Origin of the sequence: Bacillus sp. MMSF_3353, from assembly GCF_030733445.1 — a bacterium.
GTDB lineage: Bacteria > Bacillota > Bacilli > Bacillales > Bacillaceae_G > Bacillus_A > Bacillus_A wiedmannii.
Genome location: NZ_JASHJA010000004.1, coordinates 425,748 through 444,612 on the forward strand (window position 1 = coordinate 425,748; position 18,865 = coordinate 444,612).

An 18,865-nucleotide genomic window follows, 5' to 3' on the forward strand; every position below is an offset into this window, starting at 1 on the left:
TCCCAAAGCCAAAGCGCATAGTAATTTAAAGGTTATTCTTCAAATTTGTAACCCACTCGAATAACAGTACCGATATGCTTCGCTTTATCTCCTAACTTATTTCGTAGTTTTTTAATATGAGTATCAACCGTTCGGTCATCACCGTAGTAATCATATCCCCATAACTGATCTAATAAATGTTGACGTGACAACACAATTCCTTTGTTCTCCATTAAATAAACAAGAAGTTCAAATTCCTTATGTGTCAATATAATTTCTTCTCCATCTACTAAAACGGTTCTAGATAGACGATTCACTTCTATTCCAGCTAAAGACATAGCATTTTCTTCCGCTACTCCTACCACACCATCCGCGCGTTTCAATAACGTCTTCGCACGAGCTACTAACACTTTCGGGCTGAAAGGTTTCGTTACATACTCATCTGCACCTAATTCGAACCCTAGTAGTGTATCATCCTCATCTGAACGTGCTGTCAACATAATGATCGGTACTGCTGATTCTTTTCTAATTCGTCTACAAACAGACCATCCATCTATTTCTGGTAACATAATATCTAACATAATTAAATCAATTTCATGCTCTGCAAATAATTCTAACGCTATTTTTCCGTCTTCTGCTTCGATTACTTCAAAGCCTTCATTACGAAAATAATCACTAACGATTTCACGTAATCTTCTTTCATCTTCAACAAGTAATACTGTTTTATTCATATAATCTATCCCGCCTTTTTACTCTTTCAATCGAATAATACGTTGATTGGAGCTTCCGCGAAATGGAAGTGTTAAATCTTTTTTCTCGATTTCAAACCTTCCATCGACTAAAACATCCCCATAATGTAACAACTCTATCATATCATTATTTTGAGAACTCTGTATCTCTTCTAACGTATAACCTGTATACATCCATAGATTTTTTTTCAAGTCTTTCACAGCTTTTGCTACTTTTTTCACTTCAGCAGCTTGGAAGAATGGATCTCCACCTGAAAATGTTACATCAGTTAATGAATTACTTGCAATCTCGTTCACAATTTCTTCTACTGTCATTTCAGTTCCATTACAAATATTCCACGATTTTGGATTATGGCAACCGAAACAACGATGCGGACAGCCCGCAAAAAACACGACTGTCCGCAACCCTTCCCCATCTACTACACTATCATGAATGATGTTCATCACTTTCATTTATGCTTCACCCGATCCATCTCTTCACTACGTTTCGCACTATTCCACTTCGACATATCTCCTACAAGATAACCTGTTATACGGCGAATTCTTTCTATATTAGCTTCGTCTTCATTTCCGCAACTTGGGCATTCATTTCCAATAACTCCGTGATAACTGCAGCACTTACAACGGTCAACAGGATGATTAATTGAACCGTATCCAACGCCATGATTTGCCATCGCTCGTACAATTTGTTTTAACGCCTGTTTGTTATGCATAGCTGCTCCGTCTAGCTCAATATACGTAATATGTCCCCCGTTACATAGAGCATGGAAAGGTCCTTCTAAACGAATTTTATTTATCGCTTGAATGCTATAGTAAACTGGGATATGGAATGAATTCGTATAATAATTATGGTTCGTTATACCGCTAATCACACCAAATTCTTCTCTATCTTTTTTCACAAACTTCCCTGATAACCCTTCTGCAGGAGTTGCAATTACTGAGAAATTCAGTTCATGTTCTTCCGTTGCTTTATCCATTCTATCTCTCATAAAGGAAATGATTTCATATCCGAGTTTCCATGATTCTTCATCTTCTCCATGATGCTTTCCTGTTAAAGCTACTAAACACTCCGCAAGACCGATAAAACCAAGACTTAACGTCCCTTGCTTTAAAATGGATGCTACAGAATCTTCAGGCTGTAACTTCTCTCCACCGCGCCATACACCTTGTGAATATAAAAATCGAAAATCTCTTGCTCGCTTCGTACATTGATACTCAAATCTCTCTAATAATTGCTTAATCCCTAAATCTAAGTAATAATTTAACGCTTCAAAAAATGCTTCTTTTGAACCACTAATTAACGCTAATTTCACTAAGTTGATAGACGTAAATGATAAATTGCCTCTTCCAATCGCTGTTTCTTCTCCATGTATGTTAGACATGACACGGGTACGACATCCCATATAACATACTTCACTTTCCGGTCGTCCGTCATAATGCACTGCATTAAATGGCGCATCTAAAAATGAAAAGTTAGGGAATAATCGTTCAGCCGTTGTCTCTAACGCTAATTCAAATAAATCATAGTTCGGATCACATTCTTCAAAGTTCACACCTTTTTTCATTTTAAAAATTTGAATCGGAAAAATTGGTGTTTCTCCTTTACCAAGACCAGCTTGTGTCGCTTTTAAAAGTTGTCTAACTAATAACCGTCCCTCTTTTGATGTGTCTGTTCCATAATTAATAGAAATAAACGGTACTTGTCCCCCGCCCCTACTGTGCATACTATTTGAATTATGAACGAAAGCTTCACACGCCTGATACGTATCATTTTCTGTTTCTTTCCATGCAAATTCTTCTATTTGTTCTTTCGTAAGCGGATATGACTGTAATCGTTTCTTATGTCTCGCTACTGTTTTTCTCACATATGGAGCTAAATCAATATCAAAGAGTGCAAATGATTGACCACCGTGCTGCATATTTTGATTCGCCTGAAAAATAATAGATGAAAGAGCCAATGCACTTTTAATATCCTGCGGTTGTCTCATATGCCCATGTCCGGTATGAAAACCGTCCGCAAGCATTTGCGCTAACGGAATTTGCGAACAAGTCGTCGTTCCTGTCGCATAAAAATCTAAGTCATGTGGATATAATATATTTTGATTTATCGCTTTTTTCACTTGATCTGACAATAAATTTTCAACTGCATAATATTTCGCACTCTCTGATGCGAACGTTCCCATTACTCCCATTGGAGAGCGACCATCTACATTTGCATTTTCTTGCATTAAATCTTGCTCATTACCGTGGACAATCGTCTCAAACACTCTCATTAATTCTTCTCCACGTACATTTCGTTGTAACATTTATAACCCTCCACCAATATGTTGTTGTCTTTTGATTAAAATGTTACTACATATAGTCTTGGTGTTTCTGTGAGAAATGTAACATTCCTGTGAAATTTTTTTCACGAAATAATGAATTTTTCATTTACAAAAAAGAAATGTGCTCTTTACAAATGTATGGTACAATATACGGGAAAAACTCTTTTTACCCTTTATCAACACATTTGAATAAAGGAGACTGAACTTATGGTTATTACATATCTTTTATTTATCGTTGCCTACTTACTTGGCTCGATTCCATTCGCACTAGTCGTTGGAAAAATCGGCTACGGAATCGATATTCGTGAGCACGGAAGCGGTAATCTAGGCGGAACAAATACATTCCGCACACTAGGGAAAAAAGCAGGTTTTATCGTTACAATTGCTGACATTTTAAAAGGTACATTAGCAACAAGTCTACCGATTATTTTCGGTTTAGATGTTCACCCACTATGGTTCGGATTAGCAGCTGTTCTTGGACATGTGTATCCGATTTTCGCGAAATTCCGTGGTGGTAAAGCTGTTGCAACTTCTGCTGGCGTGCTATTATGCTACTCTCCAGTTGTTTTTGCAATATTAGCTGTTGTCTTTTTCAGCCTTTTATTTACAACAAGATACGTATCACTTTCTTCTATGGTAACAGCCGTCGTTGCTGTTATTGCATCCATTGTTAGCGGGGATAAAATCTTCATTATTGCGATGTGTTTATTAGCAGGTATGGTTATTTATAAACACCGTGCAAATATCGGACGAATTATAAATAAAACTGAACCGAAAGCAAACTTTTCAAAAAAGCAAAAATAAGATCGTAACCCACATAACGCAAAAAGAAAACGTGAAGCATATTAATAGCGTCTTTTTGCGTTATTTTTTATACTAAAGAAAAAGCAACATAATTTGGAGGAACTATACATGAATCTTTCCGTAACAAAAGAAGCAGCACAATGGTATAAAAACGAATTAAACTTACAATCGGGTGAAACACTACGCCTTTTCGTACAATACGGCGGTTGCAGTACTGTGCAAAAAGGACTTTCTTTAGGTATTCGTAAAGATGATCCTGCACATCCTGCTGTTCAAACTCAAGAAGAAGGTATTAACTTCTTTATTGAAGGCGATGATGAGTGGTTCTTCGATGGACATAATTTAGCTGTTACATTTAACGACGGTGATGATTTCCCGCAATTTAATTATGAAAAATAAAAAAGCGTGGCTTCTGCCACGCTTTTTTATTTTTTCTTAATTTCCTCATATTTCGCATACCACTCTGGATATAACTTTTTAAATGATACAGGCCTGAACCCTTCTTTTTTCGCGCAAATATTCGTCGTACTTGCAGTAATACAAAGTTCACCTTCACCGTTATATATTTCATAACCATATACAACGCGAAGCGGACTAACAGTATCAATCCACGTTTTCACAATTGCTTTTTCTCCGTAACGCATCGCTTTACGATATGAAATTTGCAAATCTAACACGGGAGAAATAATCCCCTCTTTCTCCATTTCAACATATGAAAATCCTAAATCTTGTATAAGTTTCGTGCGACCTAGTTCAAGCCACACCAAATAGTTTGAATGGTAAACAACACCCATTTGATCTGTTTCCGCATAACGGATTTCAACTTCATGTTCTGCTACAAACATATGTATTCGCCTTCTTTCACTTCTGCTACCTTGCATACATTTAATCATAATACAGTGACATCAAAAATAAAATAAAAACAGTGAATCTTTTACTGAAAGGAGCAAGCATATGATTCAAATTGTAACTGTTCGTAGCGGTGATAGCGTATATAGCTTGGCATCAAAGTACGGATCAACACCTGACGAAATAGTAAAGGACAATGGACTAAATCCAGCTGAAACACTCGTTGTAGGTCAGGCACTGATCGTTAATACGAAAGGGAATAATTATTATGTACAGCCTGGCGATAGCCTATATCGAATCTCTCAAACATATAACGTACCTCTCGCTAGTTTAGCTAAGGTTAATAACTTATCTTTAAAATCCATTCTCCATGTTGGACAGCAATTATATATACCAAAAGGGACAAAACGCGCAGTAGAATCCATCGCTTATTTACAACCTTCAACAATACCAATAAAAGAAAGTTTGGTTAACGCTACGCGTGCCATTAATCCATTTTTAACATATTTGGCTTACTTCAGTTTCGAGGCAAAAAGAGATGGTACGTTAAAAGAACCAACTGAAACAGCTAAAATCGCTAATATTGCAACGCAAGGCAAAACCATCCCGATGCTCGTTATTACAAATATTGAAAATGGAAATTTCAGTGCCGATCTGACATCGGTTATTTTACGCGATGCATCGATTCAAAACAAATTTATTACTAACATTTTACAAACAGCTGAGCAGTACGGTATGCGAGACATTCATTTTGATTTCGAGAGTATAGCACCTGAAGATCGCGAAGCGTATAATCGTTTTTTACGAAATGTAAAAACACGCTTACCTAACGGATACACATTGAGTACAACGCTTGTACCGAAAACAAGTTCAAATCAAAAGGGAAAATTTTTCGAAGCTCACGATTATAAAGCACAAGGGCAAATTGTTGATTTCGTCGTCATTATGACATATGACTGGGGTTGGCAAGGCGGGCCACCGATGGCTATTTCTCCTATCGGTCCTGTAAAAGAAGTACTTCAATATGCAAAATCTCAAATGCCTCCCCAAAAAATTATGATGGGGCAAAACTTATACGGATTCGATTGGAAACTTCCGTTCAAACAAGGCAATCCGCCTGCAAAAGCAATTAGCTCTGTCGCAGCTGTCGCACTAGCTCGTAAATACAATGTCCCCATCCGCTATGATTTCACAGCTCAAGCTCCTCATTTTAATTATTTTGATGAAAATGGTGTTCAACACGAAGTTTGGTTTGAAGATTCACGGTCTGTTCAAAGCAAATTCAATTTAATGAAAGAACAAGGTATAGGCGGTATTAGTTACTGGAAGATTGGCTTACCATTCCCGCAAAATTGGCGTTTACTCGTTGAAAATTTTACGATTACGAAAAAGGGCTGACATAAGTCAGCCCTTTTTGACTATTAAAAATCCGTCACAAAAAGAAGAATGACAACATTCTCCCTTTTTTAACCGTTATCAACAATCGGTTGTTTGCCTGTTTGGTCTTGCATTTGCTTTCCTTTATTGCCACCAGCTTTTTTTGATTGTGTTCCAATATGATTCGGTGCAAAGTCTTTTGAATTCTTTTTCGGATTACCCATTACTATCGCCTCCTTAACACTAGTATCGTACTAGTGTTAAGAATTATTCAGCTTGCTTAAAAAGTTGCATTTCATAACGTTTTTCAATACGCTCTTCAATGCGATCGATTGCATCACGATCACTTAATAATTGTTGTTTATTTTCTTTCACAAGTTCGTCAAATGATTTACGGCGACTTCTTCTCATGCTGTTCACCCTCTCTCCTTCGCATTCTTACTATACATAGTATGAGCAAATGAAAAACTCTTTAATCAGATTTGCAAGAAAATTTTATGTTTTAGTACTCCTAAAAAAACTCCGTGCACAACTTCTTGTACACGGAGTTTTTTATACCATTATATTTAAATATTCTTTTAGCTTTTCATCTGCATTCATTTCACTTTGTTTATACTCACTTAGCGCTTGCAGTACGAAATCATACTGTCCTAAAATATAACTTTCTAATTTCAGGACATCCTCTAAGCTATTAAGCATAATTCTCGTATTACCAACTTCACTTTTTAACGCGGGTTCACAATTTAAACTCGTACATATTTCTTTCACATCATCTTCTAATATCTCTGTTAATACGTATTTCTTTCGCCCTTTTACTTTTACTCTCATAACTGGATAAAAAGCTTTTATATCTAAATAGCTTCCTACACTCATACAACGAATCCATTCGATATCACGTTTATTTCGTACAAGTATCTTTTTTACTGCTTCATATACTACTGTTTCATCAAGTACTTCTGTATTCGATTTCCTGTTTGTTTCTTCTTCAATAGATGCACATTTTTGATAAACAGCTGCACAAGTAATACAATCATCAAATGCATTATGAGAACTTAAACGAATGCCAAGCATTCGCTTTAACGTTTCAAGTTTATGATTAGGTGCGTGCTTCATATATTTCTTCGCTAAAAACACAGTATCAATCACTTTATTTTGAGGTTCAGGCAGCCCAAGCATATTTACATTACTTTTAAAAAAACGCATATCAAAAGATGCATTATGAGCGACAATAACATTTGTATGTAAAAATGCTAAAAATAAAGGTAATACTTCTTCAATCGTCGGTGCATCTGAAACACGATAGTTTGTAATACCTGTTAAACTCGTTATTCGGTCCGGAATTGAACGCTCTGGATTCACATAGGAAACAAATTGATCTACTAGTTCATGATTACGATATTTCACTGCTGCTACTTGAATAATTTTATCATTATAAGGGTTAAATCCTGTTGTTTCAAAATCAATTACAACATAATCTAACGGTAAGGATATATTCCCCACTCCAAACACTCCTTTACCTCTAAACGTTTATATTTCTTTTATCATAACATGCTGCTATCACTACGTGAAAAAGAAAAGGCAGAAATGGTAACTTTCCACCTCTACCTTTTCACCATTATTTTAATTTAGCAATCCGTTTCTCCATCTCTTTTTGCGTCATCGGTCCAATAAACTTATCTTGAATGACACCTTTCGTATCTATAAAATACGAAGTTGGAATCGTAATTACTTTATACGCTGTTGTCACATCAATGTTCTTGTCCAATAAAATAGGAAAAGTAATTCCTTTTTCTTTTGCAAAATTGCTTACCTTTTCTACTCCCCCGCCCTTTTCTGAAGGCGTATAATTTATTGCTAAAATTTCTACATTTTCTTTATGTTCTTTATAGAAAGCCTCCATATCCGGCATTTCTTGCTGGCAAGGTCCACACCACGTTGCCCAAAAGTTTAAAATCACTTTCTTTCCTTTCAAATCTGATAACTTTACATTCGTTCCATCTAACTTCGTTAATTCAAAGTTTGGCGCACTCTTCCCTATTTCGATACCATTACTTGCAATCATCTCTTTCATAGCAGCTTCACTTTTTTCTTGCTCCCCTTGTACCGCCTGGTCTTTTTTACCAAACTGTTCATAAGCTGCATATCCCGCTAAACAAAGTAACACTACAATAATCGTAAGCTTCCGCCACATTTTATATCACCCTAACGTATTTATCTTCTTATTAACCTAATTACCCAAATACTATATACCTTATTTTAGCTTATACGGACAAGCTTGGAAATATTCACAGTCAAAATAATTAGAATATTCTTATTTAAAGTGAAGTTTTTTCCTTTTTATCATATAATTAGAAAAACAGATGAGGTGTTTTATCTTCTTATTGACCCACTTACCTATTTACTCTCGTAGTTAAATAACCTTCAACAAAAGGGGGATTGTTTATGAATTCATTCGAAAAAACAACATTATATATTCTTAGTTTTCTTTTATACCCAATCGGCATTATTACATGGATCATTTCACTCTTTAGTAAAGATCTTGAAAAAAAGAAAGTAGGGCGTATTTGTCTCTACGTCTCTCTAGTCTCATTCGTCCTTTTCTTAATTCTCGGAATTGCAACTTTCCTTATGACTGCTACTTTTAACGTTGATCTGAATCACTCCGAATCTATCGAGTATCAAATAAATGATGCTGAATAAAGATAAGAGCAGTTCTCTTATCTTTATTCATATCTCTGTAAAAACGAATGACTATTTATTAATTTTTCAGGACTTCCACATGCAACAATACTTCCTTCTCTCATTATAACAACACGATCTGCTAGTATCGCTTTCTCTACATCATGTGTTGCCACAATTCTCGTGACCCCTCTTCCTAATCCTTCTATCATATTCCAAACAGTTTCTTGATTGCCCGGATCTAATCCCGCAGTCGGTTCATCTAAAATAATAAGATTCGGATTTGAACCAATAGCGCGTAATAATGCAAGACGTTTTCTTTCCCCTCCAGAAAACTCTTCCCCGCTTTTATGTAGTACAGTTTCAATCCCCCTAGGTAAATCACTAATAATCGGTTTCACATTTACAAGTTCAATATTTTTTTCTAACTGATTTTCTAGATACTTTCCCCCGAAATACATATTCTCTTTTACTGTCGTCCGAAAGAAACGAGGTTCTTGCCACACTGTCGTCATACGAGCCTCATTACCATAATAAACAATGTTACCGTTAGATGGTTTATACAACCCTATCATTAATTTTAAAAGTGTCGTCTTTCCTGCACCACTTTCTCCTACAATCATAACGAGTTCACCAGGATTAATTTGCAAATCAATATTATGAATTCTGCATTTCTCTTCATTACTCTCCTGAAATGAAACATTTGTTACCGTCATCCCCATCGCTCTTTCTACCTTACTATTTGCCACTCGTTTATCTAAAAAGGAAAAAACTCTATTTGCCGAAGCAACTGCAACTTGTGTCATCATTAATAAATCGCCAACGTAGCGGACTGGAAAAAAGAGCATTTCAATTGTGGCTAACACGGCAACAATTGAACCAACTACCATTTCCCCCTTCATTATTTTCTGCGCGCCTATAATGAGAACAACGATATATGCCCCTGTTTCAATCACGGTTCCAACTACTCCAATGCAATGTTGCATCATCGTCTTCTTTACTTCTGTTTTATAAGATTGTGCCGTTACTCCCTTAAATAAGCGAATGGCCCATTTTTCTTTTTGCAAACTACGTAAATCTTGTGCTCCTTTTACAAACTGTGACACCATCTCTACAACACTTGATTGATTTCTTTGAGCAATGCTGGCGATATTTCTTACCTTTTTCCCCATCAACATCGGAACCGTTGCACTTAAAAATAAAAACGGAGCTACCCACAATATGAACTTTATATCTATATGTTGTAGTGCTATGATTGCGCCAATAAATTGGGCAATAGCATGTATATATTCTATTAATATAGATCCATATAATCTGACCCAGTTCGGAATATCAGACACAACTAATGTCTCTAACTCTCCTCCCTTAATCTTCTCACTCTCTTCAAACGGTAATGAGAAGAAATGACGCAATACATCTATACGCTTCTCTCGTAATATTCGCTGACTCGCTTTTGAACTTACATAATCAAATGAAAGATTGTTCACCCACATCAACAAGCGGCTAGCTGCAAACAAAGTAATGTAAAGATACACCTCCTTTAACTCTCGTTGAATAAGGTTATCTACAATTAATCCCATGAATAGTGGACGAGATAAATTTAAAATAGCAGCAAAGCATCCACTACATACAGCTGCTATTACTAATAATTTTTCTTTCTGTAACGGTAACAATATTCTTTTATATTCTTTCATGATGTTCCCTCCATTATTATAGTAAAAAGAAAGGGATGAAACCAAATGGTTTCATCCCTTTCCATAAAATAAGGAAGCTAACAGTTGTTAGCTTCCTTATCGTTCATTTCAATTATTTAGTTCGACACTTTAGACTCTTCAATTTTCTCACGAAGAACCATTTGCAGAATACCACCGTGACGGTAGTAGTCAATTTCTACTTCACTATCGAAACGAGCTACTACTTCAAATTGTTTTTCGTTGCCATCTGCATCAGTTGCAACTACTTTTACAAGATCGCGTGGTCTAACTGTTTTGTCAATTTGAATTTCAAATGACTCGTTACCAACAAGACCTAACGTTTCAGCGCTTTCGCCATCTTTAAATTGAAGTGGTAATACACCCATTAATACTAAGTTACTACGGTGAATACGTTCGAAGCTTTCTGCGATTACCGCTTTAATACCTAATAAGTTTGTACCTTTCGCAGCCCAGTCACGAGAACTTCCCATACCGTAATCTTTACCAGCAATAACTAGAAGGCCTGTGCCATCTTCTTTATATTTCATAGCAGCATCATAGATTGATGTTACTTCACCAGTTGGCCAATATGTTGTGTATCCACCTTCTGTTCCTGGTGCGATTTGGTTTTTAATACGGATGTTCGCGAATGTACCACGCATCATAACTTCGTGGTTACCACGACGAGAACCGTAAGAGTTAAAGTCAACAGGTTGTACGCCGTTTTCTAATAAGTAGCGTCCTGCTGGTGTATGCTTACCAATTGAACCTGCTGGTGAAATATGGTCTGTCGTTACAGAGTCTCCAAATTTACCAACTATGCGTAAATCTGATAACGTTTCAACTTCACCTGGCTCTTTAGATAATCCTTCAAAGAACGGTGGGTTTTGAATATAAGTTGAATCATTATCCCAAGTATATAAAGCTTCATTTGAAGTTTGGATTTCATTCCAGCGCTCATTGCTGTTAAATACTTGTGCATATTCTTTCTTGAACAGTTCAGATGTAACAACGTTTTGAACTACATCTTCAATTTCTTTAGCTGATGGCCAAATGTCGTTGAAGTAAACAGCATTGCCATTTGCATCTTTACCGATTGCATCATTTTTCAGGTCAATATCAACAGTACCTGCAAGTGCATATGCCACAACAAGTGGTGGTGATGCTAAGTAGTTTGCTTTTACAAGTGGATGAATACGACCTTCAAAGTTACGGTTACCAGATAAAACAGATGTTACTAATAAATCGTTTGCTGCGATTGCTTCTTCTAACTCCTCTGCTAACGGACCAGAGTTACCGATACAAGTCGTACAACCGTAACCAACTGTTTGGAAACCTAATTGATCTAAATATGTTGTTAAACCTGATTTATCTAAGTATTCAGTAACAACTTTAGACCCTGGTGCTAATGATGTTTTTACGTACTCAGGTACTACAAGCCCTTTTTCAATTGCTTTCTTCGCAACTAGACCTGCCCCAATTAATACGTATGGGTTTGATGTATTTGTACAGCTTGTAATTGCAGCGATTGCAATTGCACCTGTTTTCATCGTTACTTCTTTATCTTCTAATGTAACCTTCACTTCTTTATCGAACTCTTGCTCATTAAATCCAAGTCCTTGTGTTCCAACTGGTGCCACAACAGCTTTATGGAACGCATCTTTCATATCTGAAAGTGGAATTAAATCTTGTGGGCGTTTCGGTCCAGAAAGGTTAGATTCGATTGTATTTAAATCAATTTCAACAAGATCAGTGTAAATTGGATCTTTGCTGTCTGCTGTATAGAATAAACCATTTGCTTTACAGTATTCTTCAACAATGCGAATTTGCTCTTCATCTCTACCTGTTAAACGTAAGTATTCTAATGAAATATCGTCAATTGGGAAGAATCCACAAGTTGCACCGTATTCTGGTGCCATGTTTGAAATTGTTGCACGGTCAGCTAAAGGCATGCTCTTTAGTCCATTACCGAAGAACTCAACGAATTTACCAACTACACCTTTTTGACGTAATACTTGTGTTACTTTTAATGCAACATCAGTTGCTGTAGTACCACTTGGAAGTGTACCAGTTAATTTCACACCGATTACTTCAGGTACTGGGAAGTATGAAGGCTGTCCAAGCATTCCTGCTTCTGCTTCAATACCACCAACGCCCCATCCAAGAACGCCGATACCGTTAATCATTGTTGTATGTGAGTCTGTTCCAACTAATGAATCTGGGTATGCAACTAAGTCACCTTCAGCATTTTTCACAGCATGAACAACTGGTGCTAAATATTCAAGGTTTACTTGGTGTACAATACCTGTAGCTGGTGGCACTGCGCGATAGTTATCAAATGATTTTTGTGCCCAGCTTAAAAATTTATAACGTTCTTCATTACGTTTAAACTCTAAGTCCATGTTGAATGCAAGCGCGTCTGCCGTACCCGCTCTATCAACCTGTACAGAGTGGTCAATTACAAGGTCTACAGTAATTTCTGGATTAATTTTATCAGGATCCCCGCCCATATCTGCCATTGCTTTACGAAGCGAAGCCAAATCTACAACAGCTGGTACACCAGTGAAATCTTGTAAAATTACACGAGATGGTTTAAATGGAACATCGATATCTTGCACATCTTTCGTTCCCCATTTCGCTAAATTTGTAACATGCTCTTCTGTAATTACACGTCCGTCTACTTGACGAAGTACTGATTCAAGTAAAACTTTCACGGAATATGGTAATTGAGATACGTTGCCAACCCCTGCGTTTTCAAGCGCTTTCAAATCATAATAATGATACGTTTTTCCATCTAATTCAAAAGTTGCACGTGATTGAAATGGATTATGTTTGACCATTATGTTTCCCCCCTGTTAAACGTGACTAAGTTGTCTGAATATAAAATGTAGACAAACTTTTCAATACCTTACGATAATATCTTATTACAACTTTCTAAATAAGTAAATAATAAGAAACTTATAGATTATCATAAGTTTTCTTTATGTTCCTAAATTTGAATAGTGTTCACGCTCCTTATGAATACTATTACCATAAAGTAAAGTGCTCTATTAGTGCTTTACTTACAGTTCATACATACTATGAACTGCTCATCATTCAACATACAAAAAAGTTATAGAGGTGAAATAAAATGGGTAAAAGAAAAGCAAATCATACTATTTCAGGAATGAATGCGGCATCTGCACAAGGACAAGGTGCTGGTTATAATGAAGAATTTGCAAACGAGCCTTTAACTCCAGCAGAGCGACAAAATAATAAAAAACGTAAAAAGAACCAGTAACGAAAAATCCCAAAAGGTCCATTTCCTTTTGGGATTTTTTCTAATGTTTATAACGTAGTAATTCTGAAACCGTTACAAATCGATATCCTTGTTTTTTCAGCTCAGGTAAAATTTTTGCTAATGCTGCTACTGTTTGACTACGATCATTTCCTCCATCATGTAACAATACGATATCTCCACTTTTAGCATTTTTTACTACATGATTTACAATGGATTCAACCCCTGGATTTGCCCAATCACGCGGGTCTTGATGCCACGACCATAGAACAGTTTGATAACCTGCTTCTTTCGCTGTTTTAAATACAGCATCGTTAATATATCCGCCAGGTGGACGGAATAGTAAAGGTTCTTTCACCCATTTTTCGAAAAATTTCTTTCCATCTAAAATATCATTTTCTAATTTTTCATCCGATGAATTACTCGCATATAAATGATTCATCGTATGATTTCCAATTTCATGTCCCTCTTTTAACACTTGTTTCACTAAATATGGATTACGCTGAACTCGAAATCCAATCATAAAAAATGTTGCTTCTGCTTTATATTGACGTAATAAATGTAAAACTTGCGGTGTATAAGTTGGATCTGGGCCATCATCAAATGTAATGGCAATAATCTTTTCATTATTAGGTACTTCCCACGTTACATAGCCAGTTGGTTCTAGCTCTTTTCTGAGCAACATTTTCGCTTCCACTTTTTCCACTTGAAATATATGTACTGCGCATAATAAAGAAAAAACCACTAAAAAAATTTTCTGTTTTAGCATAATGTTCATTAAAGTAGGAGGTTGTCGAATACACAACAACCTCATTTACTTTTCTAATTGATCTACATTTCGCATAATGTTTTGAAGATTATTTTCGTATTGCTCAAGTTGTGGGCGTTGTGTTTCTGAAGCTACCTCTAACGCATTTTGAATTTGTTCATACGCTTCCTGAACCTCTTGGCGTAACTCTTTTAAATCATGACCGTAGTTTGGATCATTTTTTACAATGTTATTAAATGCGTTTTCTGCTTGTGTAACTCCTTGCTGCGCTGCTTGAAAAGCTTGTTGTTTATCTTTATGATATGGCATTATATAATCCCCTTTCCATAATAGTTAGTCCCATTTATCTTTACCTTTTTTTCTAAAAACATTCTCGTATAAATTTGCAAACTTCTCTCATTCTAAAGAGAAAGAGGAGGTGTCACATACAATGGGAAAAAACAATCGTGAAGCGAAAGAAAAAAAGGGACAACCTGAACCATTAAGCGGATCTCATAAAGTAAAAAACCGTAACCATTCACGCCAAAAAAATCATGCACATCATGATATGTAAAACAAAAGGCTCACACTAGCTACCTTTGCCACATACAATGTTTATATTTTTCCATTTATTCTTCACCCCTACTTCATTCATGCATAACATAGTATGAATTGAGATTTTACGGAGGGTGTCTTACATGGGCAAGAAAAAGAAGGATTGTCTTTTTCATGTTGATGGTTTCGAAGAATGGATGGATCAATTTTGTTCTGATTCTTGTAGTAACTTTAGTTTCCCAAATCAAATTCATATTGACCTTTGTGAAACTGAACAAGAATACATTTTGGAAACAGATGTACCAAATGTATCCGAACAAAATGTAGTTATTAAAAAGATGGAGACAGGCCTAAATATTTGCATACTTCATAAAAATATTTCTTTGCAGCGGATCATCCCTTTACCCGCTACTATTATTTATAAAAAGATGCTAGCCTGCTTAGAGAATGGATATTTAGCCATTCATATTTCCAAAAATGAAGTTGCTAATAAACATGAAGAAAAAGTTCTTTTTCAAATTGAGAATTAAAATAAAGTAAAGCTTTAATCAATGGGTTCTTACTGCCCGCAAATAGCGGGATAAAGTGAAACTTTAATCAGTGGGGGCTTCATCCCCCACTGATTATTAGTTGAACCAATCGGGCTTTTACGGGCAGTTGATTCCCCCACCTAACTTCTTTGCTTTCGCTGAATTTTTAGGTGGGGGTTCTTACTTGCCCGTTAATGCGGGATAAATACAAAAATAAGCCCCAGTCATCTGCTGGGGCTTATTTTATTTAGCATCTAATTCTAAATTACAATTTCTATCATATCTTTTTTTCAATAAACCTTTTGTAGCTACAAGTACAGGAAATGCTACAGTTGAAAATATAGCTAGTGCTGAAAATACTACAAACCCATTTTGATACCCGTAGTAATCGAGAAGCACTCCTCCAAACCATGGACCAATTACTGCTCCAATCCCTGAAAATCCCATTGCTCCAAAATATGTTCCTTTTAAATGTGAAACAGCTATATCATCAATAAACACATCCGTCATGGAAAACATTAAAACTTCTCCAACTGTAAAAATAATTGTACAAATAGCAGCACCTAGCATAGATTCTGCTATTCCAAATCCAAACAACCCCCCGCTCACAAATAAAGTTCCAACCATAATTGATGTTAACGGTGTATACTTTTTACATATTTGAATAACAGGGTATTGAATTACGACTACAACAATCGCATTTAAAGCTAACATATACGAAAATAATTTCACTCCATCCTGAAATATATGTGCATTTGCAAAATATTGAGATACTGTTGTCGTTAAGTGTGAAAAGCCACAATTACTCAAAATAATACCGACTAAGGCAACTAAAAATACGACATCCTTTCGCAATATACGAACTGCATTTAACATTGTGACAGGCTTTTCTGTATTTACTTTCTTTTTTTCAATTGGATACTTCTTAAATTGGAATGCTAATATAGCTGTATATAGAATATATACTCCAGCTGCTACTAAAAAAGGAATTGTAGATTTTGCACTTCCAATCTGTAATCCGACAAGTGGGCCAATCGCTACTCCAACATTGATTGCACCGTAACGCAAATTATATACGAGTAAACGATACTCTGGTTTCGTTAAATCTGATAATAATGCTCTTGACGTCGGCTCAAAAAAAGACCGACATAATCCATTCAAAGCATTTAATAAAAAGAAACTTAGAACATGATTTGCAAATGAAAAACCTATAAATACAAACACCCAAACGATCATGGACCATATTATAATCATGTTTCGGCCGAATCGATCCGATAAATTCCCTCCGATAAAACTAGCAAACACTCCAACAAGTGCACTCGTTCCGATAATAGCACCCGTCATTCCAGCTGATACACCTTTAACAGTCGTTAAATAAATTGCTAAAAAAGGAATACTCATTGACGTGGCGAACCTCGCAAATAAAGTCCCTATTATAATTGTCATTCCTAACGGATGAATATTTTGTAACTTCCCTTTCATCGTTAAACCTACTCTCCCTGTTCTTACAAAAAAAAAGAAAGCAAAGGATCTGCTTTCTTTTCCCTTTTTATACTTGAGCTGTTGATACCCGAGCTGTTCTCGTTATTTCCATATCTATGCCATATGTAAACTGTAATTCTTTACAAACATCTTTAATTAAAATTACGACATTATACTTCTCATTAAATTGTAAAACAATATTTTCTACTTCTTCATATGTATACTTATACTCCCCTGTAATGACACTTTTTAAATCAAAGCATTCATTTATACAAAGTTGCACAAGCAGCTGATCATATTTCTCTATTACATCTTCTTTCTTCCACAGTACCTCTTTTACATATAACCGATCAAACTTCACACTTTCTCGATTACAATCCGTTAAAATCCGGGTCATTTCATTTAATTCTCGATACAATTCAGAAATATTTTTGCTTAAACTAAGCAGTTTATCTACGCCGTTTTCATATAACATATTCATTCCACCCCCGCATTTTCTTCTTATTATAGCAAGAAAATTCTAAAAATAGTTTCTTTCTTCTGAAATATTAGGAAACTAATTTCGATTGCTTTACAATGAAACTAGTGAACAGGAAAGGGGAAAGAAAATTGGAGCAAAAATTATATTACACTGACGCTTATAAAAAAGACTTTACTACGAAAGTCATAAAGCAAGATTATGATAAAGACGGTAACTTATACGTTGTTTTAAATGAAACAGCATTTTATCCGACAGGTGGCGGGCAGCCCCATGATACTGGAACTTTAAATGGAATTGCTGTACTCGATGTTGAAGAAGTCAATGACGAAATCCGCCACTTCATTACCGAACAATTACATACAGAAGAAGTAGAAGGTAAAATTAATTGGGAGCGCCGTTTTGACCATATGCAGCAACATGCGGCTCAACACATTTTATCTGCTGCTTTTTGGGACCATTTTAACATACCTACGATTGGATTCCACCTTGGTAAAGAAACGGTAACAATTGATTTAGAAACAGAAAATCTTCATGCAGAAATAGTTGAAAAGGCGATAAAAATTGCAAACAAAATTGTTTTTGAAAACCATCCAATCCGTACCCTGTGGATGAATTTAGAAGAAGCGAAAACGTTACCTCTTCGTAAAGAACCGACTATAACAGAAAATATACGTGTTGTTATAATTGAAAACTTCGACTACAACGGCTGTGGCGGAACGCATCCGAAACGTACAGGTGAAGTAGGTCCTATTCAAGTACTAGGATGGGAGCGCAATAAAGGCGGCATACGATTAACGTTTATAGCTGGCTGGCGCACACTACAACTTATGGGGCAACAGCAACAAATTATGAAGGATGTTTCTAAACAATTAAACAGTAGCGAGAGTGATATTCCAGCAAAAGTAGCACAACTGCTTACTTCTCAAAAAGAAAACGAAAAAGCAATACAAACAATGAATGAAAAATTATTATTTGTAGAGGCAAATGAACTACTTCAACAGCCTACGGAAATACATGCTGGCATACTTATTTCTAAAGTATTTACAAATCGCTCTATGCAAGAAATCGCAAAACTTTCTGCCATTATTACAGAACAACAAGAGCATGCCATTACATATTTCGTTATTGAAAATGAAGACAAATTACAATGTATCCTTGCTTGCGGAAAAACAGTCACGCTCGATATGAATGCTCTTTTAAAAGAGGCACTTCCTACAATTGAAGGAAAAGGTGGCGGAAATAAAAAGAGTGCTCGCGGCGGCGGAAAAGCGGTTATGACCGGGGACGAATTTTTAAATCAACTTGTTTCTTCTTTACAGTCAGAAGTGTAAAACATG

The 18,865-nt window shown here is 36.0% G+C and carries 22 protein-coding genes; 8 read left to right on the plus strand and 14 right to left on the minus strand.

The features are described from left to right. Positions 1–32: 32 nt before the first annotated feature. The 3 genes from RBB48_RS12985 to RBB48_RS12995 are packed head-to-tail and all read right to left on the minus strand — an operon-like array spanning position 33 to position 3,034. The gene (locus tag RBB48_RS12985; RefSeq protein ID WP_001044675.1) at positions 33–710 is read right to left on the minus strand and encodes a response regulator transcription factor; all 678 of its coding nucleotides are present in this window, start codon (positions 708–710) and stop codon (positions 33–35) included. Positions 711–728: 18 nt separating this feature from the next. Then, positions 729–1,181: an anaerobic ribonucleoside-triphosphate reductase activating protein gene (gene nrdG / locus RBB48_RS12990; protein ID WP_000867068.1), complete on the minus strand. Its 453-nt coding sequence runs from the start codon at positions 1,179–1,181 to the stop codon at positions 729–731. Further along, a complete protein-coding gene (locus RBB48_RS12995; protein WP_306007739.1) occupies positions 1,178–3,034 on the minus strand; it encodes an anaerobic ribonucleoside triphosphate reductase in 1,857 nt (618 codons plus the stop codon). Before RBB48_RS12995 ends, nrdG begins: the two co-directional genes overlap by 4 nt. Positions 3,035–3,259: 225 nt before the next feature. On the opposite strand from RBB48_RS12995, the gene plsY reads away from it, so the two are divergent. Further along, a complete protein-coding gene (plsY, locus tag RBB48_RS13000) occupies positions 3,260–3,856 on the plus strand; it encodes a glycerol-3-phosphate 1-O-acyltransferase PlsY (protein WP_000237189.1) in 597 nt (198 codons plus the stop codon). Between the two features lie 108 nt (positions 3,857–3,964). Beyond that, positions 3,965–4,255 (plus strand): HesB/YadR/YfhF family protein, encoded by a 291-nt coding sequence (locus RBB48_RS13005; protein ID WP_001054448.1) that lies wholly within the window; start codon positions 3,965–3,967, stop codon positions 4,253–4,255. A gap of 26 nt (positions 4,256–4,281) precedes the next feature. On the opposite strand, the gene RBB48_RS13010 is transcribed toward RBB48_RS13005, so the two are convergent. After that, complete coding sequence (locus RBB48_RS13010; RefSeq protein ID WP_000495804.1) at positions 4,282–4,701, minus strand: acyl-CoA thioesterase; 420 nt, start codon at positions 4,699–4,701, stop codon at positions 4,282–4,284. Positions 4,702–4,810: 109 nt separating this feature from the next. On the opposite strand from RBB48_RS13010, the gene RBB48_RS13015 reads away from it, so the two are divergent. Next, positions 4,811–6,103: a glycoside hydrolase family 18 protein gene (locus tag RBB48_RS13015; protein ID WP_306007740.1), complete on the plus strand. Its 1,293-nt coding sequence runs from the start codon at positions 4,811–4,813 to the stop codon at positions 6,101–6,103. 68 nt (positions 6,104–6,171) lie between these two features. Here the strand turns inward: RBB48_RS13015 and sspN are convergent, their stop codons facing one another. The 4 genes from sspN to RBB48_RS13035 all read right to left on the minus strand — a co-directional run bounded on the left by sspN (position 6,172) and on the right by RBB48_RS13035 (position 8,273). After that, positions 6,172–6,306 carry an acid-soluble spore protein SspN gene (sspN, locus tag RBB48_RS13020; RefSeq protein WP_000527987.1) on the minus strand — a complete coding sequence of 45 codons (135 nt, stop codon included), beginning with the start codon at positions 6,304–6,306 and terminating at the stop codon, positions 6,172–6,174. 43 nt (positions 6,307–6,349) lie between these two features. After that, complete coding sequence (locus RBB48_RS13025) at positions 6,350–6,493, minus strand: FbpB family small basic protein (RefSeq protein WP_001254698.1); 144 nt, start codon at positions 6,491–6,493, stop codon at positions 6,350–6,352. A gap of 141 nt (positions 6,494–6,634) precedes the next feature. Beyond that, the gene (locus RBB48_RS13030; RefSeq protein ID WP_306007741.1) at positions 6,635–7,582 is read right to left on the minus strand and encodes a 3'-5' exonuclease; all 948 of its coding nucleotides are present in this window, start codon (positions 7,580–7,582) and stop codon (positions 6,635–6,637) included. A 115-nt stretch (positions 7,583–7,697) separates the two neighbouring features. Beyond that, entirely contained in the window at positions 7,698–8,273 is a 576-nt protein-coding gene (locus RBB48_RS13035; RefSeq protein WP_000269060.1) for a TlpA family protein disulfide reductase, read from the minus strand. 251 nt (positions 8,274–8,524) lie between these two features. Here RBB48_RS13035 and RBB48_RS13040 point away from each other — a divergent pair, with 251 nt between their 5' ends. After that, positions 8,525–8,782 (plus strand): hypothetical protein, encoded by a 258-nt coding sequence (locus tag RBB48_RS13040; protein WP_046954569.1) that lies wholly within the window; start codon positions 8,525–8,527, stop codon positions 8,780–8,782. A gap of 23 nt (positions 8,783–8,805) precedes the next feature. Here RBB48_RS13040 and RBB48_RS13045 read toward each other — a convergent pair whose 3' ends face one another. Both RBB48_RS13045 and acnA read right to left on the minus strand, forming a co-directional pair. Next, positions 8,806–10,455, minus strand: coding sequence for an ABC transporter ATP-binding protein (locus tag RBB48_RS13045; protein WP_306007742.1), 1,650 nt, complete (start codon positions 10,453–10,455; stop codon positions 8,806–8,808). Positions 10,456–10,571: 116 nt separating this feature from the next. After that, entirely contained in the window at positions 10,572–13,295 is a 2,724-nt protein-coding gene (acnA, locus tag RBB48_RS13050) for an aconitate hydratase AcnA (protein ID WP_048544062.1), read from the minus strand. Positions 13,296–13,585: 290 nt separating this feature from the next. Here acnA and sspO point away from each other — a divergent pair, with 290 nt between their 5' ends. Then, positions 13,586–13,735, plus strand: a complete 150-nt coding sequence (gene sspO / locus RBB48_RS13055) for an acid-soluble spore protein SspO (protein WP_000518053.1) — start codon at positions 13,586–13,588, stop codon at positions 13,733–13,735. A 40-nt stretch (positions 13,736–13,775) separates the two neighbouring features. On the opposite strand, the gene pdaB is transcribed toward sspO, so the two are convergent. Next, positions 13,776–14,501, minus strand: a complete 726-nt coding sequence (gene pdaB / locus RBB48_RS13060; RefSeq protein ID WP_106383428.1) for a polysaccharide deacetylase family sporulation protein PdaB — start codon at positions 14,499–14,501, stop codon at positions 13,776–13,778. 45 nt (positions 14,502–14,546) lie between these two features. Then, on the minus strand, positions 14,547–14,810 hold the full coding sequence (locus RBB48_RS13065) for a hypothetical protein (RefSeq protein ID WP_001146295.1): 264 nt from the start codon (positions 14,808–14,810) through the stop codon (positions 14,547–14,549). Between the two features lie 121 nt (positions 14,811–14,931). On the opposite strand from RBB48_RS13065, the gene RBB48_RS13070 reads away from it, so the two are divergent. Then, positions 14,932–15,054 (plus strand): small acid-soluble spore protein P, encoded by a 123-nt coding sequence (locus RBB48_RS13070; protein WP_000517650.1) that lies wholly within the window; start codon positions 14,932–14,934, stop codon positions 15,052–15,054. 124 nt (positions 15,055–15,178) lie between these two features. Further along, entirely contained in the window at positions 15,179–15,565 is a 387-nt protein-coding gene (locus RBB48_RS13075) for an Hsp20/alpha crystallin family protein (RefSeq protein ID WP_048544065.1), read from the plus strand. 243 nt (positions 15,566–15,808) lie between these two features. Here RBB48_RS13075 and RBB48_RS13080 read toward each other — a convergent pair whose 3' ends face one another. Beyond that, a complete protein-coding gene (locus RBB48_RS13080) occupies positions 15,809–17,047 on the minus strand; it encodes an MDR family MFS transporter (RefSeq protein WP_147786376.1) in 1,239 nt (412 codons plus the stop codon). Positions 17,048–17,114: 67 nt separating this feature from the next. Then, positions 17,115–17,522 carry a hypothetical protein gene (locus RBB48_RS13085; RefSeq protein WP_137035270.1) on the minus strand — a complete coding sequence of 136 codons (408 nt, stop codon included), beginning with the start codon at positions 17,520–17,522 and terminating at the stop codon, positions 17,115–17,117. Positions 17,523–17,656: 134 nt separating this feature from the next. On the opposite strand from RBB48_RS13085, the gene RBB48_RS13090 reads away from it, so the two are divergent. Next, positions 17,657–18,859: an alanyl-tRNA editing protein gene (locus RBB48_RS13090; protein ID WP_306007743.1), complete on the plus strand. Its 1,203-nt coding sequence runs from the start codon at positions 17,657–17,659 to the stop codon at positions 18,857–18,859. Positions 18,860–18,865: the final 6 nt, after the last annotated feature.

What these genes read in the sequence shown, in the direction of transcription:
- RBB48_RS13085 (WP_137035270.1), bottom strand. Translation starts at nt 17,522, where the DNA reads ATGTTATATGAAAACGGCGTAGATAAACTGCTTAGTTTAAGCAAAAAT.
- plsY (WP_000237189.1), top strand. Translation starts at nt 3,260, where the DNA reads ATGGTTATTACATATCTTTTATTTATCGTTGCCTACTTACTTGGCTCG.
- RBB48_RS13010 (WP_000495804.1), bottom strand. Translation starts at nt 4,701, where the DNA reads ATGTTTGTAGCAGAACATGAAGTTGAAATCCGTTATGCGGAAACAGAT.
- pdaB (WP_106383428.1), bottom strand. Translation starts at nt 14,501, where the DNA reads ATGCTAAAACAGAAAATTTTTTTAGTGGTTTTTTCTTTATTATGCGCA.
- sspO (WP_000518053.1), top strand. Translation starts at nt 13,586, where the DNA reads ATGGGTAAAAGAAAAGCAAATCATACTATTTCAGGAATGAATGCGGCA.
- RBB48_RS13035 (WP_000269060.1), bottom strand. Translation starts at nt 8,273, where the DNA reads ATGTGGCGGAAGCTTACGATTATTGTAGTGTTACTTTGTTTAGCGGGA.
- RBB48_RS12985 (WP_001044675.1), bottom strand. Translation starts at nt 710, where the DNA reads ATGAATAAAACAGTATTACTTGTTGAAGATGAAAGAAGATTACGTGAA.
- RBB48_RS12995 (WP_306007739.1), bottom strand. Translation starts at nt 3,034, where the DNA reads ATGTTACAACGAAATGTACGTGGAGAAGAATTAATGAGAGTGTTTGAG.
- nrdG (WP_000867068.1), bottom strand. Translation starts at nt 1,181, where the DNA reads ATGAAAGTGATGAACATCATTCATGATAGTGTAGTAGATGGGGAAGGG.
- RBB48_RS13045 (WP_306007742.1), bottom strand. Translation starts at nt 10,455, where the DNA reads ATGAAAGAATATAAAAGAATATTGTTACCGTTACAGAAAGAAAAATTA.
- RBB48_RS13025 (WP_001254698.1), bottom strand. Translation starts at nt 6,493, where the DNA reads ATGAGAAGAAGTCGCCGTAAATCATTTGACGAACTTGTGAAAGAAAAT.
- RBB48_RS13040 (WP_046954569.1), top strand. Translation starts at nt 8,525, where the DNA reads ATGAATTCATTCGAAAAAACAACATTATATATTCTTAGTTTTCTTTTA.
- RBB48_RS13065 (WP_001146295.1), bottom strand. Translation starts at nt 14,810, where the DNA reads ATGCCATATCATAAAGATAAACAACAAGCTTTTCAAGCAGCGCAGCAA.
- RBB48_RS13015 (WP_306007740.1), top strand. Translation starts at nt 4,811, where the DNA reads ATGATTCAAATTGTAACTGTTCGTAGCGGTGATAGCGTATATAGCTTG.
- RBB48_RS13005 (WP_001054448.1), top strand. Translation starts at nt 3,965, where the DNA reads ATGAATCTTTCCGTAACAAAAGAAGCAGCACAATGGTATAAAAACGAA.
- RBB48_RS13080 (WP_147786376.1), bottom strand. Translation starts at nt 17,047, where the DNA reads ATGAAAGGGAAGTTACAAAATATTCATCCGTTAGGAATGACAATTATA.
- sspN (WP_000527987.1), bottom strand. Translation starts at nt 6,306, where the DNA reads ATGGGTAATCCGAAAAAGAATTCAAAAGACTTTGCACCGAATCATATT.
- acnA (WP_048544062.1), bottom strand. Translation starts at nt 13,295, where the DNA reads ATGGTCAAACATAATCCATTTCAATCACGTGCAACTTTTGAATTAGAT.
- RBB48_RS13070 (WP_000517650.1), top strand. Translation starts at nt 14,932, where the DNA reads ATGGGAAAAAACAATCGTGAAGCGAAAGAAAAAAAGGGACAACCTGAA.
- RBB48_RS13075 (WP_048544065.1), top strand. Translation starts at nt 15,179, where the DNA reads ATGGGCAAGAAAAAGAAGGATTGTCTTTTTCATGTTGATGGTTTCGAA.